Source organism: Roseibium sp., from assembly GCF_039982295.1.
In the GTDB taxonomy this organism is placed as follows: domain Bacteria; phylum Pseudomonadota; class Alphaproteobacteria; order Rhizobiales; family Stappiaceae; genus Roseibium.
This window is the reverse complement of sequence record NZ_JBDWYP010000015.1, coordinates 21,838-34,920: the sequence shown is the minus strand read 5'-3', so window position 1 is coordinate 34,920 and position 13,083 is coordinate 21,838. Positions and strand designations below refer to the sequence as shown.

The 13,083-nt window shown below is 56.6% G+C and carries 11 protein-coding genes; 3 read left to right on the top strand and 8 right to left on the bottom strand.

The window, feature by feature from the left end:
- Positions 1-58: 58 nt before the first annotated feature.
- Positions 59-1,363, bottom strand: coding sequence for a nucleotide sugar dehydrogenase (locus ABJZ52_RS02525; RefSeq protein WP_348185274.1), 1,305 nt, complete (start codon positions 1,361-1,363; stop codon positions 59-61).
- A gap of 143 nt (positions 1,364-1,506) precedes the next feature.
- Positions 1,507-2,400, bottom strand: coding sequence for a UTP--glucose-1-phosphate uridylyltransferase GalU (gene galU, locus ABJZ52_RS02520; protein WP_348185272.1), 894 nt, complete (start codon positions 2,398-2,400; stop codon positions 1,507-1,509).
- A gap of 316 nt (positions 2,401-2,716) precedes the next feature.
- Here galU and kdsA point away from each other — a divergent pair, with 316 nt between their 5' ends.
- Both kdsA and eno read left to right on the top strand, forming a co-directional pair.
- On the top strand, positions 2,717-3,562 hold the full coding sequence (kdsA, locus tag ABJZ52_RS02515) for a 3-deoxy-8-phosphooctulonate synthase (protein ID WP_348185270.1): 846 nt from the start codon (positions 2,717-2,719) through the stop codon (positions 3,560-3,562).
- A 135-nt stretch (positions 3,563-3,697) separates the two neighbouring features.
- Complete coding sequence (eno, locus tag ABJZ52_RS02510; protein ID WP_348185268.1) at positions 3,698-4,972, top strand: phosphopyruvate hydratase; 1,275 nt, start codon at positions 3,698-3,700, stop codon at positions 4,970-4,972.
- An 88-nt stretch (positions 4,973-5,060) separates the two neighbouring features.
- Here the strand turns inward: eno and ABJZ52_RS02505 are convergent, their stop codons facing one another.
- From ABJZ52_RS02505 to ABJZ52_RS02490, 4 genes are all read right to left on the bottom strand, one after another.
- Positions 5,061-5,732, bottom strand: a complete 672-nt coding sequence (locus ABJZ52_RS02505) for a DsbA family oxidoreductase (RefSeq protein WP_348185266.1) — start codon at positions 5,730-5,732, stop codon at positions 5,061-5,063.
- A gap of 72 nt (positions 5,733-5,804) precedes the next feature.
- The gene (locus tag ABJZ52_RS02500; RefSeq protein ID WP_348185264.1) at positions 5,805-6,989 is read right to left on the bottom strand and encodes a hypothetical protein; all 1,185 of its coding nucleotides are present in this window, start codon (positions 6,987-6,989) and stop codon (positions 5,805-5,807) included.
- A 30-nt stretch (positions 6,990-7,019) separates the two neighbouring features.
- Positions 7,020-8,648 carry a class I adenylate-forming enzyme family protein gene (locus ABJZ52_RS02495; RefSeq protein WP_348185262.1) on the bottom strand — a complete coding sequence of 543 codons (1,629 nt, stop codon included), beginning with the start codon at positions 8,646-8,648 and terminating at the stop codon, positions 7,020-7,022.
- A gap of 18 nt (positions 8,649-8,666) precedes the next feature.
- Positions 8,667-10,541, bottom strand: a complete 1,875-nt coding sequence (locus ABJZ52_RS02490; protein ID WP_348185260.1) for an extracellular solute-binding protein — start codon at positions 10,539-10,541, stop codon at positions 8,667-8,669.
- A gap of 261 nt (positions 10,542-10,802) precedes the next feature.
- Here ABJZ52_RS02490 and ABJZ52_RS02485 point away from each other — a divergent pair, with 261 nt between their 5' ends.
- Complete coding sequence (locus tag ABJZ52_RS02485; RefSeq protein WP_348185258.1) at positions 10,803-11,414, top strand: invasion associated locus B family protein; 612 nt, start codon at positions 10,803-10,805, stop codon at positions 11,412-11,414.
- 142 nt (positions 11,415-11,556) lie between these two features.
- On the opposite strand, the gene hspQ is transcribed toward ABJZ52_RS02485, so the two are convergent.
- Both hspQ and ABJZ52_RS02475 read right to left on the bottom strand, forming a co-directional pair.
- The gene (gene hspQ / locus ABJZ52_RS02480) at positions 11,557-11,880 is read right to left on the bottom strand and encodes a heat shock protein HspQ (protein WP_192108446.1); all 324 of its coding nucleotides are present in this window, start codon (positions 11,878-11,880) and stop codon (positions 11,557-11,559) included.
- A 104-nt stretch (positions 11,881-11,984) separates the two neighbouring features.
- Positions 11,985-13,025: a CoA ester lyase gene (locus ABJZ52_RS02475; protein ID WP_348185255.1), complete on the bottom strand. Its 1,041-nt coding sequence runs from the start codon at positions 13,023-13,025 to the stop codon at positions 11,985-11,987.
- Positions 13,026-13,083: the final 58 nt, after the last annotated feature.

The window sequence follows — 13,083 nt, the reverse complement described above, 5'->3', positions numbered from 1 at the left end:
TAAGAACTGGCAGGGCCAGGAATTGCGCAACGCGAAAAGGGGGTCGTACCCTAGGTGGTCAAAGCCGCCAGAGTTCGATGCTCTGAGGACATTGGTTGCGGTCAAGCCGTGCGGGTATATCGGCAACGAGGCAACGCCCTTGCCCCACAAGTCCTGATATCATTGGCCACGCATCGCCGTCCTCGAAGAATTGCTCGTGGGGAACCGCCAGAACGACTGCATCCGCTCCCGCCAATTCATCGGCACGTGAAAGCGAAAGCCCGTATTCCGCCATGACGTCATTCGCATCGGCGAGCGGGTCGTGGATCACAACATCCGCTCCGAAGTCCTTGAGCTCGCGGATGAGATCGACAACTTTGGAATTGCGTGTGTCTGGGACATTCGCCTTGTAAGTGATCCCGAGGACCGCGATCTTTGCCGGCATCTGGCGGCCCAGGCGCACACACCCTTGAATAACCTTGCCTGCGACATAGCCAGGCATGGCTTCATTCGTTCCACGACCAGCTAGGATCACCTGCGGCGTCATGCCAATCTCATTCGCCTTGTGGGTCAGGTAGTAGGGGTCGACGCCAATGCAGTGGCCGCCGACGAGTCCCGGCTGGAAGGGCAGGAAATTCCACTTCGTTGCCGATCCGTCCAATACGTCTCGCGTGTCGATCCCCATCGCATGAAATAGCATGGAGAGCTCATTCATTAAAGCGATATTGAGATCCCGTTGTGTGTTCTCGATAACCTTCGCTGCCTCTGCGACCTTGATCGACGGCGCGCGATGAATTCCTGCCGTGACCACAGAGCCATAGAGGTCACATAGCGTCGTCGTGACCTCATCCGAGCTCCCGGAGACAATCTTCACGATGTCCTTGAACTCACGATCGCGATCTCCTGGATTGATACGCTCCGGGGAATAGCCGACACCAAAGTCGCCACCAAACGTAAGGCCAGAGGCTTGTTCCAGTGCCGGCATCGCGATGTCTTCGGTCGCGCCGGGGAAGACGGTCGATTCAAAAACGACGATGGCACCCTTCTTCATCACGCCGCCGACAATCTTGGCGGCACTCACAAAGGGCGTCAGATCCGGTTTCTTTGCGATGTCGACCGGCGTTGGAACGGCAACAATGAAGACGTCGCACTCGGCAATCTCTTCCGACTGTGCCGTAAACCGCAGTTTAGCGTGGTTCAGACAACCATCTGCGACCGAGGCGGTGCTGTCTACGCCGCGTGCGAGCTCTTCGAGACGCGATTCCTTGACGTCGAAGCCTATGACTTCATAGCCAGCTGATGCAAAGGCGACCGCCACCGGAAGCCCGACATAACCCAGACCGACCACTGCGATGCGAAGTGACTGCGTGGTGGACTGCGTCATAGAGCTACCTTCATGGGTGAGATTGAGCTGGGCGGGGACGCCTGAAGCAAAAGCCAAAAAGACCGGATCGTTCCAGAAGAACGATCCGGTCCTGTCCTAATCTCAACACGCAACCTTTTGCAAGCGGCTGCGATTGGAGTTTCTTACTCGGCGGCCGCTGGCAGCTCCACCAACTCCTGCAACAACGGCAGAAGTTCCGCTGCAAGTGCCGCATCTTCCAATGCATAGGCGATATTTGCGCTCAGGAAGCCGGCTTTGGAACCACAGTCATAGGTCTTGCCGGTAAAGCGCAGGCCGGTAAAGCTCTGCTGGCTCATCAGGCTCAGCATCGCATCGGTAAGCTGGATCTCGTCACCGGCACCCTTATCCTGCGTTGCAAGCAGGTCAAAGATCTCCGGCTGAAGAATATAGCGGCCATTGATGTAGAGGTTGGAAGGAGCTGTGCCAGGCGCGGGTTTTTCCACCATGCCGGTGATCCCGAAGGTGGCGGCGTTCATGTCACCTTCGACCTGCACAATTCCGTACTTGTGAGTCTGATCTTCCGGCACTGCCTCAACGGAGATTACATTGCCGCCGTTCTGATTGTAGACGTCAACCATCTGCTTGAGACAACCGGGATTGGATTTCATGATCATGTCGGGCAGCAGGATCGCAAATGGTTCCGGTCCGATGATATCGCGTGCGCACCAGATCGCATGACCCAGGCCGAGCGGTTCCTGCTGGCGTGTGAAACTAGTTGATCCAGCACTCGGTCGAAGTGCCTCGAGGAGTTTCAGAGCCTCGGCCTTATCGCGCCGCTTCAATGTTTCTTCTAGCTCGTAAGCCCGATCGAAATGGTCGGCGATAACGGTCTTGTTCCGGCCCGTTACAAAAACAATATGTTCAATACCGGCAGCCCGCGCTTCATCGACCACGTATTGAATGATTGGACGATCGACGATGGTCAGCATTTCTTTTGGCACGGCCTTGGTAGCCGGAAGGAAGCGCGTGCCCAAGCCGGCAACGGGGAGAACAGCTTTGCGGATCGGTTTGCTCATTCTTTGTTTTTCCTGTGATCCTGATCAATGATTTTTCGGTGCGCCAGGCATCTGGAGAAGCTCAGCCTAACTCGTAACTGAAACGTCTAAGCAATCTATAGGTTCCGGTCTGTGAAATAGAAATGACAATCTCATGATGTGATCGGCATCTGTTTGGACACGCGCCATTATATAAATTCAATTGCCAGGATCAAACCCGCACACTGCGCCTATCAAACGCGCCTGCCGTGTTGCGAGGGGCGCAAAGACGGGGTATGCAACGGGCAAATATGATGCGCTGCCCCGTTAAGATGGTAGCCGATGACGAGGAAACTCAATGTCTCAGGCAAATACGTCCGTTCATGTCGGATCGGTTGTTTTCGACAATAGTGCGCCATTCAGCCTGATTGCAGGTCCTTGCCAGATGGAAAGCAGGGCGCATGCACTGGAATGCGCTGCAGCGGTCAAGGAAATAGCTGGCAACCTCGGCATCCCAGTTGTCTATAAATCGTCCTTTGACAAGGCAAACCGCACCTCGCTTTCTGCCTCCAGAGGTGTTGGCCTCAAGGAGGCGCTTCCTGTCTTTGCCGAGATCAAGGAAACCTACGGCCTGCCGACGATCACCGATATCCACTCTGCCGATCAATGTGCTCCCGTTGCTGAAGTCATCGACGTATTGCAGATACCTGCTTTTCTCTGTCGCCAGACGGATTTGCTCGTCGCTGCCGCCAAGACAGGTGCTGTCATCAATGTCAAAAAGGGCCAGTTTCTGGCCCCATGGGACATGAAAAATGTTCTGACGAAGGTTGTTGAGAGCGGCAATCCGAACGTTCTTCTGACAGAACGGGGCGCCAGTTTTGGCTATAACACCCTGGTGTCCGACATGCGGTCGCTGCCGATCATGGCCGAAACCGGTGCGCCTGTTGTCTTCGATGCAACACATTCTGTTCAGCAACCAGGCGGTCTTGGCGGTTCCAGTGGTGGCGACCGGCGCATGGTCGCCTATCTTGCCCGTGCAGCCGTCGCCGTCGGGGTCGGAGGTGTCTTCATCGAAACCCATCCGGATCCTGACAATACGATCTCGTCGGATGGACCGAACATGATTGCGTTGAAAGATCTCGGAGCGCTCTTGTCCGAGTTGAAGGCGATCGACGCAGTGGTCAAGCCTAAAGCTGACGCCTGAGCATTCTGGCCGCTGATCGCATGCGGCTCTTTTCTGCCGGTATAATCCGGGTAAATTTCGTCGCGCCAACCTCCCATCTGGCGTGATTTCTTGGAACTAATCTTGCCGTACGGCGGCAACCATCTGGAGTGAAGCATGACCGCAATTATCGACATCATAGGGCGTGAAATCCTCGACAGCCGTGGCAATCCGACGGTTGAGGTAGACGTGTTCCTTGAGGATGGATCTTTTGGTCGCGCGGCAGTTCCTTCAGGCGCTTCCACTGGTGCGCATGAAGCTGTCGAACTGCGCGATGGCGGTTCCCGCTTCCTCGGCAAGGGCGTTCTGCAGGCAGTTGACGCCGTCAATGGCGACATCTTCGATACGGTCGGCGGCCTTGATGCCGAAGATCAGCTGAAAATCGATGAAGCAATGATTGCTCTCGACGGCACCGAGAACAAGGCACGGCTGGGTGCCAACGCGATCCTGGGCGTTTCGCTCGCCGTTGCCCGCGCCGCCGCGCAGTCTTCCGGTCTTCCGCTCTATCGCTACGTTGGCGGCACCTCTGCACGCACGCTTCCGGTTCCGATGATGAACATCATCAACGGTGGCGCTCATGCGGACAATCCGATCGACTTCCAGGAATTCATGATCATGCCGGTCGGCGCATCCTCGCTGAAGGAAGCCGTGCGGATGGGCGCTGAAGTCTTTCACACGCTGAAAAAGGCGCTGAATGACGCTGGTCATAACACCAACGTCGGCGATGAAGGCGGTTTTGCCCCGAATCTTGAATCGACAGACGCTGCGATCGGCTTCGTGATGAAGGCCATTGAAAAGGCTGGCTACAAGCCGGGCGAAGACATGTTCCTGGCTCTGGACGCAGCTTCGACGGAATTCTTCAAGGACGGAAAATACGTTCTGGAAGGAGAGGGCCGTTCGCTGGATCCCGAAGAAATGGCGAAATACCTTGGTGATCTGGTTGCGCGCTATCCGATCATTTCGATCGAAGATGGACTTGCGGAAGATGACTGGGCCGGTTGGAAAGCAGCAACAGATCTGTTTGGCGACAAGTGTCAGCTGGTTGGTGATGATCTCTTTGTCACCAACTCCACCCGTCTTCGCCAGGGCATCGACCAGGGTGTTGCCAACTCCATCCTGATCAAGGTCAATCAGATCGGCACTCTGTCCGAGACACTTGACGCCGTCGAAACGGCCCACAAGGCCGCCTATACAGCTGTCATGTCGCACCGTTCGGGTGAGACCGAGGACAGCACCATTGCTGATCTTGCGGTCGCGACCAACTGCGGACAGATCAAGACCGGCTCACTGGCGCGCTCGGACAGACTTGCGAAGTACAACCAACTCATACGCATCGAGGAAGAGCTTGGTCCGCAAGCACTCTATGCAGGCTCTTCAATCCTGAAGAGCTAAGCGAACGTAGCAATCGAATTGCCGACAATAGAAAAGCCCCGCGAGACGAACTTCGCGGGGCTTTTTTCAAATCAGCTTGTCCGGCGCCTTAGCCTTCCGCAGCTTCCGGTTCGTTTGTCCGCGTTTCCTCTGCATGACGAATTGCGGCGGCAAGTGTTTCGGACTTTTCGGCGCCTGCTATCGCGAACCGCCCGTCGATGATGAAGCAGGGCACACCGGTCACACCAAGCTCTTGAGCGCGGGCGACCTGTTGTTTGGTTTTTTCCAGATCACTGTCGGTTTCGAGCAGCTGTTCAACCAGGTCTGACTGCATTCCAGCGTCTTCAGCTACCTTCACAAGGGTCTCCGACTTGGTCAGATCACCGCCTTCCAGGAAGAATACCTGAAAGAGACGCTCAACCACCTCATCTTGCAGATCGTCAGCCCGGGACCACAGAATCAGCCGGTGACAGTCCAGCGTATTGGGAGAGAGCTTGATATCATCGAAGGCAAAGTGGATTCCTTCTTCCAGTCCGGCCTGACGGATTGTCTCATAGAAGGATTTCGCTCTTTCGACGCCGAACTTGTCGGTGAGATAGGCTTGGCGGTCCTTGCCTTCCTTCGGCAAGGTCGCATCCAGCTGATAGGGATGCCAGCGCACGGCGACGTTCACATCCGGAATCTGTGCGAGAGCACTCTCGAGCCTGCGTTTGCCGATATAGCACCATGGGCACATGACATCGGACACCACGTCAACAGAGATCGGAGTCTCACTCGTCATATTGCTTTCCTTCTAATGCCGCTTTGCATCAACCCTAGTTATTTTGATGGCGACATTCCAGTCTTGCTGCGATCAAAGACGTGTATGACCGAGAATTGCGTTAATGCGGGCCTGTAAACGGGCCTTGCCTCGTTCGCTCTTGAGAACTGCAATCGGGCCGATATCGTGGACAAAACAAACCAGGTCCTCTTCGCGGCTGGTTGCGTCCGCGATCGAAAGAACAGTTCCATAAAGGTCAGAGGCCAGAAGCGTCGCTTCATCTGGTGTGTTGAAATTCTCCGGGAGAAGCTTCATTTCCCAGATTTGAAGGCCGCGCTCGGCGAGTGCCGCGCCTGCCTTGTCGCTGTATCGGCTATAAAAAGCCTGCGGAACGCCGCCGGTGTTGAGGTGACCCGTCAACCACTTGTGGCTTTCTGCCAGGACCTTGTCTGCAAGTCGACGTCTTTTGCCAAACCGAATGGCCGTTGCCAGCCGCATCGACAGGTTCGCTTCCTGCAACGGCAAACGGAGAACATCGCTGGCGCCTGCGCGGAACAGCGTCGGGACGTCAGAGGCTTGCTCCGCAACGGCAAGAACAGGAAGTGCCGCGAACCGCGCGTCCATGCGAATACGTCGCAGGTTTTCGAGATTCTCGTCGAAAGTGTCATCAAGGATCACGGCATCGAAGGCGCGTTGTGCTAGGTATTCCTCGCCCATTTGCTGGTCGAAGGCACCCACGATCTCGACGTTGCGTTGACTTGCCTGCTGTACCTGCAGGAAGCGCCCCCCCATACCAACAATCAGCAGGCCGCTGGTGCCCTTGTGATGCGGTGCGGAGCCATATCCTGGGACGCGCCCGAAACTCATGCGCCTGATCCGGGCTTCCTCTGACCGCATCAAGGCACGCTGGAGATCGCAAGCCGTCGCAAACAGAATATCGTCCGGGACCTCACGATCGACGATGGCCGTCGCACGAACATGGTCCGCCAGATCGTCGTCGGCCTTGCAAAGAAGAAGGATCGGAACGTCAGTGCGAAGGTCTTGAATAGCAGCCGAAAGCCAAGCGTTGAACTCGGCGCGCTGGTCAAGTTGATCAAACGCCTCGGTATCCAGAAGGATCACCGAAGGAAGGGTATCAGGGAACACGCGCTGCGTCCGCCAAGCCGTGATCAGGTCAATGTCGGAAGTCAGTCCGGGTATGGGACCGGCTGATCCGGGAAGACGACGCCCAGCGAACCAGGTCGGACCATGCCAAAGCAGGGAAGTTTCACTGTCCATTACGCCAAAATACCAAACTGTCGCTCAAGATCACGCAACTTGCGCCGCCAACCGCTGCGTGCGCAAGGTCAAGCGGCTCCTGTCAATCTCGCCGTTCTGATCTCTTGGCAGCGCCTGAAGAATGAGAACGCGGAATGGGATTTGCGCAAGGTCAACACCGGCTGCGTCCAGGAATGCAAAAAAGGCCTTGGCATCAGGCACATTTCCAGGAGAAGGAACGAGAGCCGCATAGAGCCGCGCGCCGATGATGTCATCTTCAACAAGAAATGCAGCTGCTTCCTGAAGACCCGGATATGTCATATAGAGCGCGTCTATCGAGCCGAGCTGCCCCGCACCTGGTGCATATGCACCGGGAATACCAAAACCGGCAAGGCCGTCGTCGACCGGTTCCACCAGAATGCCCGTCTCAAGATAGCCCTCTTTGGTCCAGGATAGGCATTTGTCGTCGGAAAGGTTCCGCCACTCGGTCCCAGGAACTGCCGGGCCTTTGACCAGCAACTTGGGCGTTTCGCCGTCTGCCGCTGCGTCTATGGCAATGTCCAGAAGGGCTGGTCCGCTTTCACGCCCGTTCGACCCGGTCTGCTTTCCCAGCGGCACCGCCTCAACGCTCGTCGCGTGGCTGCGCTTTCGCGCAACAAGCGCAAACTCGTCCGCGATATGCAGATCCACCAAGGGGTGCATGGGCTCAAAGGTTGACGGCGGCGGTGCCGCGATGTTCCAGGCAGCAGCGATGGTTGTGCTCTTGTTGGCAACGCCCTTGTCGAGCATTTGCGCCAAGGGTCCTGGTGTCAGCACATAGTCGGCGTCCACCTCGTTCGCATGTTTGGCAAGGCGTACCAGAGAGGTCGGGTGATGCAGATGCAAACTGCCGCCGCACAGGAGCCAGGGCATGAGCCCTCCGCCGAGACCGGTCAGTCCGCTAAGAGAATAAGGCACGAGCAGTTTGGCGCCATCAGCGAGCTCTGTTTCGGCCAGAGCAAGCTTGGCTGCCGAAATCCAGTGATTGTGACAACGGCTGACAGGCACCGTTTCGCCGCCGCTGCGGCTCCAGGAAACAGTCGCCGTGTGATCGGCAGTCTCGCTTCTGTCGCTTTCGGTGAATGTAAGGCCATCGCCCATTTCGGCGAGCATCGGGCCCAGTTCGATCAGACCGTCCGGAACATCCTTGCCCAGCCCAAAGACAAAGCGGAGGGAAAACAGGTCCGCAGCGACATCACGCGCGTCCGCCCCGACCATGCGTGTTTCGACACGGTCGGCAGCAATGAAACCCTTTGCCCCGATAGAATTCAGAGCTTCAAGAACATTCTTTTGGCGCCAGTGAAGCGGCAGCGGAGAGACAATCAGGTCCGCACGCAGGGCCGCCAAAAACGCGATCACCGTATCGACGGTATTGGGCGACTGTATGCCAATGACGTGGTCCGCCGTCAGACCAACCGCGCCGTAGAAGGCAGCCAGACGGTCAATTTCCTTGTCCGCCTCGGCATAGGTAAGGCGTCGCGGATCGCCGCCGGTCCAGTCCGCGCGGTCTGGTGCGTCGGCGATCGCCAACCTGTCCGGGTGGGCCGATGCTGTGGCCTTGAACAGGCTGTCGAGAGTCGCATCGGACCAAGTGCCATCTTTGTGGTGTTCAGCGGCCTGGGTTTCGGAAATTGCTTTCATGGTTCTTTGCTTTTCCGATCAGTTTCTATCGGCTTCTGCTGACCACCAGGTGTCAACTTCATCGCCGTAGAGGGAATGCTGCTCTGGAGGGACGACCGTGTCCCAGTGGGCCATCCAGATGTCGGGGACGTGATACAGTGGCACGGCATAGGCGCCCGAGATCAACACCCGGTCAAATGCGCGTACCGCTGCAACAAAGTCCTCTTTGCTCCGTGCGCCAACCATTGCGTCAATCAACGCATCGATCACGGGTTCACTCGCGCCGACGATATTGAAAGAGCCTTCCGCTTCGGCTGCGGCTTGAGACCATCGGCCGTATTGTTCGCCGCCGGGCGACAAAGAGGCGTACCAGGTGTTGAAAACCATGTCGAAGTCGCGCTTGATCCGACGGTCTTCGAACTGGGAAGGATCAACGGTGCGCACTGTAACTTCAATGCCGAGGAGCTTCAGGCTTCGCGTGTAGGCGAGCGCCAGTTTCTCTTCATCCTCGTTTTTGGTGAGAATTTCAAATACAAGCGCGTCGCCGCTGCCTGTGTTGACCAGCTTGCCGTCTTTCAGCTCAAACCCTGCTTTCTTGAACTCACCGAGCGCCGCCCGCATGACCTTGCGATCACGCCCTGATCCGTCGGCTTCCGCAGGACGCCATGTTCCCTCCATAACCTCCGGAGTGACTGCGTCCGGAAAGTCTGCAAGCAACGCACGTTCACGCTCGTCGGCTGGTCGTCCCAGAGAGGACAGAATGGAGTTGTCCCAATACCCTCCTGTTCTCTTGTAAAGACCGAAGTAGATGTTCCGGTTGACCCACTCGAAGTCAAACAGCATCGCCAGCGCGCGTCGTACACGCACGTCCGAGAACACGGCACGGCGGGTGTTGAAAGCGATTCCCTGCATGTTGGCAGGGGTTCCAAGCGTGATCTCTTCCTGGATCACGCGTCCGTCTTCGGCCGCGGGGAAATCAAATCCTGTCTTCCAGCGGACGGGATCGCGGAACTGAAGGACATCAATGAGGCCCTTCTTGAAGGCCTCCTGCAACGTCGTTTCATCTCGAAAATACTCGATCCGGATTTCGTCGAAATTGTCGAAACCGGCTTTGACCGGAAGGTCCCGGGCCCAATAGTCAGGGTTTTTCTTGTAGACGACGCGCTTTCCCGGATCGATCTCGGCAAACACGTAGGGGCCGGTCCCGATTGGAGCCTTCAGCGTGGACTTGTCGAAGTTTTCAGCGTCTGTATTGGCTTTTGACAGGATCGGGGCGAGCGCGATCAGGAGCGGCAGCTCCCGGTTGTCGCCATTTTCAAACACCAGACGAATGGTTCGCTCGGCCGGAAACTCCTTCGCGACGATATTGGCGTACCAGTTGCGATAGGGGGGACGGCCCTTGTCTCGAATGATGTCGAAGGAAAATGCAACGTCCTCAACGGTTACTGGCGAGCCGTCAGAAAACTTAGCGTCTGGGTTCAACGTGAACTCGATCCACTCCCGGCTGTCCGGCATGCGCACGCTTTCCGCAAGATGTGCGTAGAGTGTGAAGGGCTCCGCATAGGAGCGCATCAGGAGGCTTTCAAAGATGTTGCTGCCGAACTGGCGCTCTTTCATGCCGCGCGCGCTGGTCCAGCCCCCCTGAACAATAAAGGAATTCAGGCTGTCGAAGGTTCCCTGGACGCCCAGCGTCAGGGTTCCGCCTTGTGGCGCGTCAGGGTTGGCGTAGGGCAGGGAGACGAAATCCGGTGGCAGCGCAGGCTCGCCGTGCATGGAGATGGCGTGGACCGAGGGAACGCTGTTGTCGCTAGCTTCTGCGCGAACCTGAAGGTGCAGGAAAGCCAGGCTGAAGACCAAGACTACCGCCGCAGATCGGCAAAGTCGCTGCATGCACAAATCGGAGGCTTTATTCATCTTTAAGGCTCTGAGCAGATTTTGATTCTCAACGGAATGCTATCACATGGTAAATAGACTGCGATGTATGCGCAGCCAAATAGCCCCAGATATTCCTGTTTCTCTTGATTTTGCCGGGCGTTGCATATCGGTCACCCTCTTGCCGTATTCGTCTCGCAAGGCTTCCCCGAACGCTAAACAGCGCGCGAGGCACTTGAAGTTGCCGCGCGAATGCCGCAGAACGGCGTAAGATTTGCGGACGTACGATTGAGGATAGTTCGAATGAAAGATGTTTTCAAAAGAGGATTGATCGGCTGCGCCTTCGCTGCGCTGTCAATGACCTCTTCTTTAGGTACGGTCTCCGCGCAGACTGCCGAGGAAGAATCCCCCTGGGTCAAGGTGTGCAACGTTGATCCCAAGGTGAACAAGGAAATCTGCCTGATCACTCAGGAACTGCGGACAAATACTGGCCAGTTCCTGAGTTCTGTGGCCATCCGTGAAATCGACGGCGAAGCGCGCAAGACCCTTCTTATTGCGGTGCCAACCGGCATGCTGATCCAACCGGGCCTTCGTGTCCAGATCGACAGCGGCAAGCAGACCCAGGCCAAATACGGCATTTGCTTCCCGAACGCCTGTTACTCTGAGCTTGTAATCGACGAGTCATTCGTCAACTCGATGAAGCAGGGCGGAAAGCTCGTTCTCACCACCTTGAACCAGCAGGCCAAGGCGATTCCGCTTGAGCTGACACTCATCGGCTTCACCAAGGTTTACGACGGCGAGCCAATGGACGTTGCTGAGCTGCAGAAAAAGCAGGAAGAGCTTCAGTCCGAGTTGCAGCGCCGCGCTGATGAAGCACGTCAGAAGCTGATCGACGCTCAAAAGGGCGCTCAATAAGTTTTAATTGAATACCAAAACCACAAACGCCGCTCCTCTTCGGGGCGGCGTTTTTGTTTGAAACGGGGTACCGTAAGAAAACACACCCACGCCGCGCGGCGTAGCGTTCGCACAGTTCTGATGGCTATTCAGCTGCGGGTTTTTAGTGGATCTCGACAGTCAAAGGCACGTAAGAGCCGTCCGACAGTTCTTCGAAGATCTCATGGACCTGAGGGTGCCGGACCGGCTCGCCTGTGATATCGGGAATAAGGTTCTGTTCGCTGACATAGGCGACGTATTCGGTCTCCTCATTTTCAGCAAGCAAGTGGTAGAATGGTTGGTCGCGGTTTGGCCGAACGTCTTCGGGAATGGAGTCCCACCATTCCTCGGTATTGCTGAAGGTCGGATCGACATCAAATATCACCCCGCGGAAGGGGTAGATGCGGTGCCGCACGACCTGACCAATTCTGAATTTCGCCGTACGCATTTTGTCAACCTGATCAGACGGATTTTGCCGGGATAGCGCTTGCGTGATTGTGTGGCAAGCGCTTTCCCTGCCGCTCATCTGACAAAACATAGTACACGAAGTCTCTAAAGACCGTAAACTTCAGCAAGCTCCGGGTCTTTGCTGGCAACCAGTCTGGCCAGATCCACGATCACCTTGGCCTGTTTCCAGGTGGCGTCATCCTGCATTTTGCCGTCTATCATGACCGCTCCGGTGCCGTCCGGCATTGCGTCGAGGATCTTGATGGCAAAGGCAACTTCGGCTGGATCGGGACTGAAAACACGCTTTGCGAGCTCTATCTGCTTCGGGTGAAGCGACCACGCGCCAAGGCAGCCCATCAGGAAGGCGTTGCGGAACTGGCTTTCGCAGGCCTCCTGGTCGGAAAAGTCACCGAAGGGACCATAGAAAGGCTTCAGTCCATAGGACAGGCAGGCATCAACCATCTTGGCGACGGTATAGTGCCAAAGGTCCTGCTGAAATGCGGTGCGCACCGCGCCATTGCCGTCATCGGACAGGACGGCATAGTCCGGATGTCCGCCACCGACACGTGTTGTCTTCATCCCTCGCGATGCCGCAAGATCGGCCGGACCAAGGCTCATGCCATGCATTCGTGGGCTGGCCGCGGCGATTGCCTCAACGTTCTTGACGCCTTCTGCCGTTTCCAGGATCGCATGGATCATGATTGGCTTCGAAATGCCGGATTTGGCCTCCAGCTGGGCCAACAGCTGATCCAGGTAGTGGATGTCCCATGGCCCTTCGACTTTTGGCAGCATGATTACATCAAGCTTGTCGCCGACCTCGGGCACAATCTCCATGAGATCATCCAGAAACCAGGGACTGTTCAGACAGTTGACGCGCGTCCACAGACCTGTCTGGCCGAAATCATTGTCCTTGGCCATCTGAATGAAACCGTGCCGTGCCTCGACTTTGGCGTCCGCCGGAATTGCATCCTCAAGATTGCCGAGAACCACGTCGACCTTGCTGATGAGATCGGGCACCTTGGCACGCATCTTTTCGACATGGGGCGGAACGAAGTGGATCATCCGCTCGAGGGCAACCGGCAAGTCACGGAAAGGGGCAGGCGCACCAATGGCCAGCGGCTGGTAAAAGGCTTTGGGTGTTTTCACGGCTCTCTCGCTCCCTGGTCGACCAGCATGTCGGAAAGTTTATAACCGTCTTGTTGCG

What these genes read in the sequence shown, in the direction of transcription:
- ABJZ52_RS02495 (WP_348185262.1), bottom strand. Translation starts at nt 8,648, where the DNA reads ATGAAAGCAATTTCCGAAACCCAGGCCGCTGAACACCACAAAGATGGC.
- ABJZ52_RS02485 (WP_348185258.1), top strand. Translation starts at nt 10,803, where the DNA reads ATGAAAGATGTTTTCAAAAGAGGATTGATCGGCTGCGCCTTCGCTGCG.
- ABJZ52_RS02500 (WP_348185264.1), bottom strand. Translation starts at nt 6,989, where the DNA reads ATGGACAGTGAAACTTCCCTGCTTTGGCATGGTCCGACCTGGTTCGCT.
- hspQ (WP_192108446.1), bottom strand. Translation starts at nt 11,880, where the DNA reads ATGCGTACGGCGAAATTCAGAATTGGTCAGGTCGTGCGGCACCGCATC.
- ABJZ52_RS02505 (WP_348185266.1), bottom strand. Translation starts at nt 5,732, where the DNA reads ATGACGAGTGAGACTCCGATCTCTGTTGACGTGGTGTCCGATGTCATG.
- ABJZ52_RS02490 (WP_348185260.1), bottom strand. Translation starts at nt 10,541, where the DNA reads ATGAATAAAGCCTCCGATTTGTGCATGCAGCGACTTTGCCGATCTGCG.
- galU (WP_348185272.1), bottom strand. Translation starts at nt 2,400, where the DNA reads ATGAGCAAACCGATCCGCAAAGCTGTTCTCCCCGTTGCCGGCTTGGGC.
- ABJZ52_RS02525 (WP_348185274.1), bottom strand. Translation starts at nt 1,363, where the DNA reads ATGACGCAGTCCACCACGCAGTCACTTCGCATCGCAGTGGTCGGTCTG.
- kdsA (WP_348185270.1), top strand. Translation starts at nt 2,717, where the DNA reads ATGTCTCAGGCAAATACGTCCGTTCATGTCGGATCGGTTGTTTTCGAC.
- eno (WP_348185268.1), top strand. Translation starts at nt 3,698, where the DNA reads ATGACCGCAATTATCGACATCATAGGGCGTGAAATCCTCGACAGCCGT.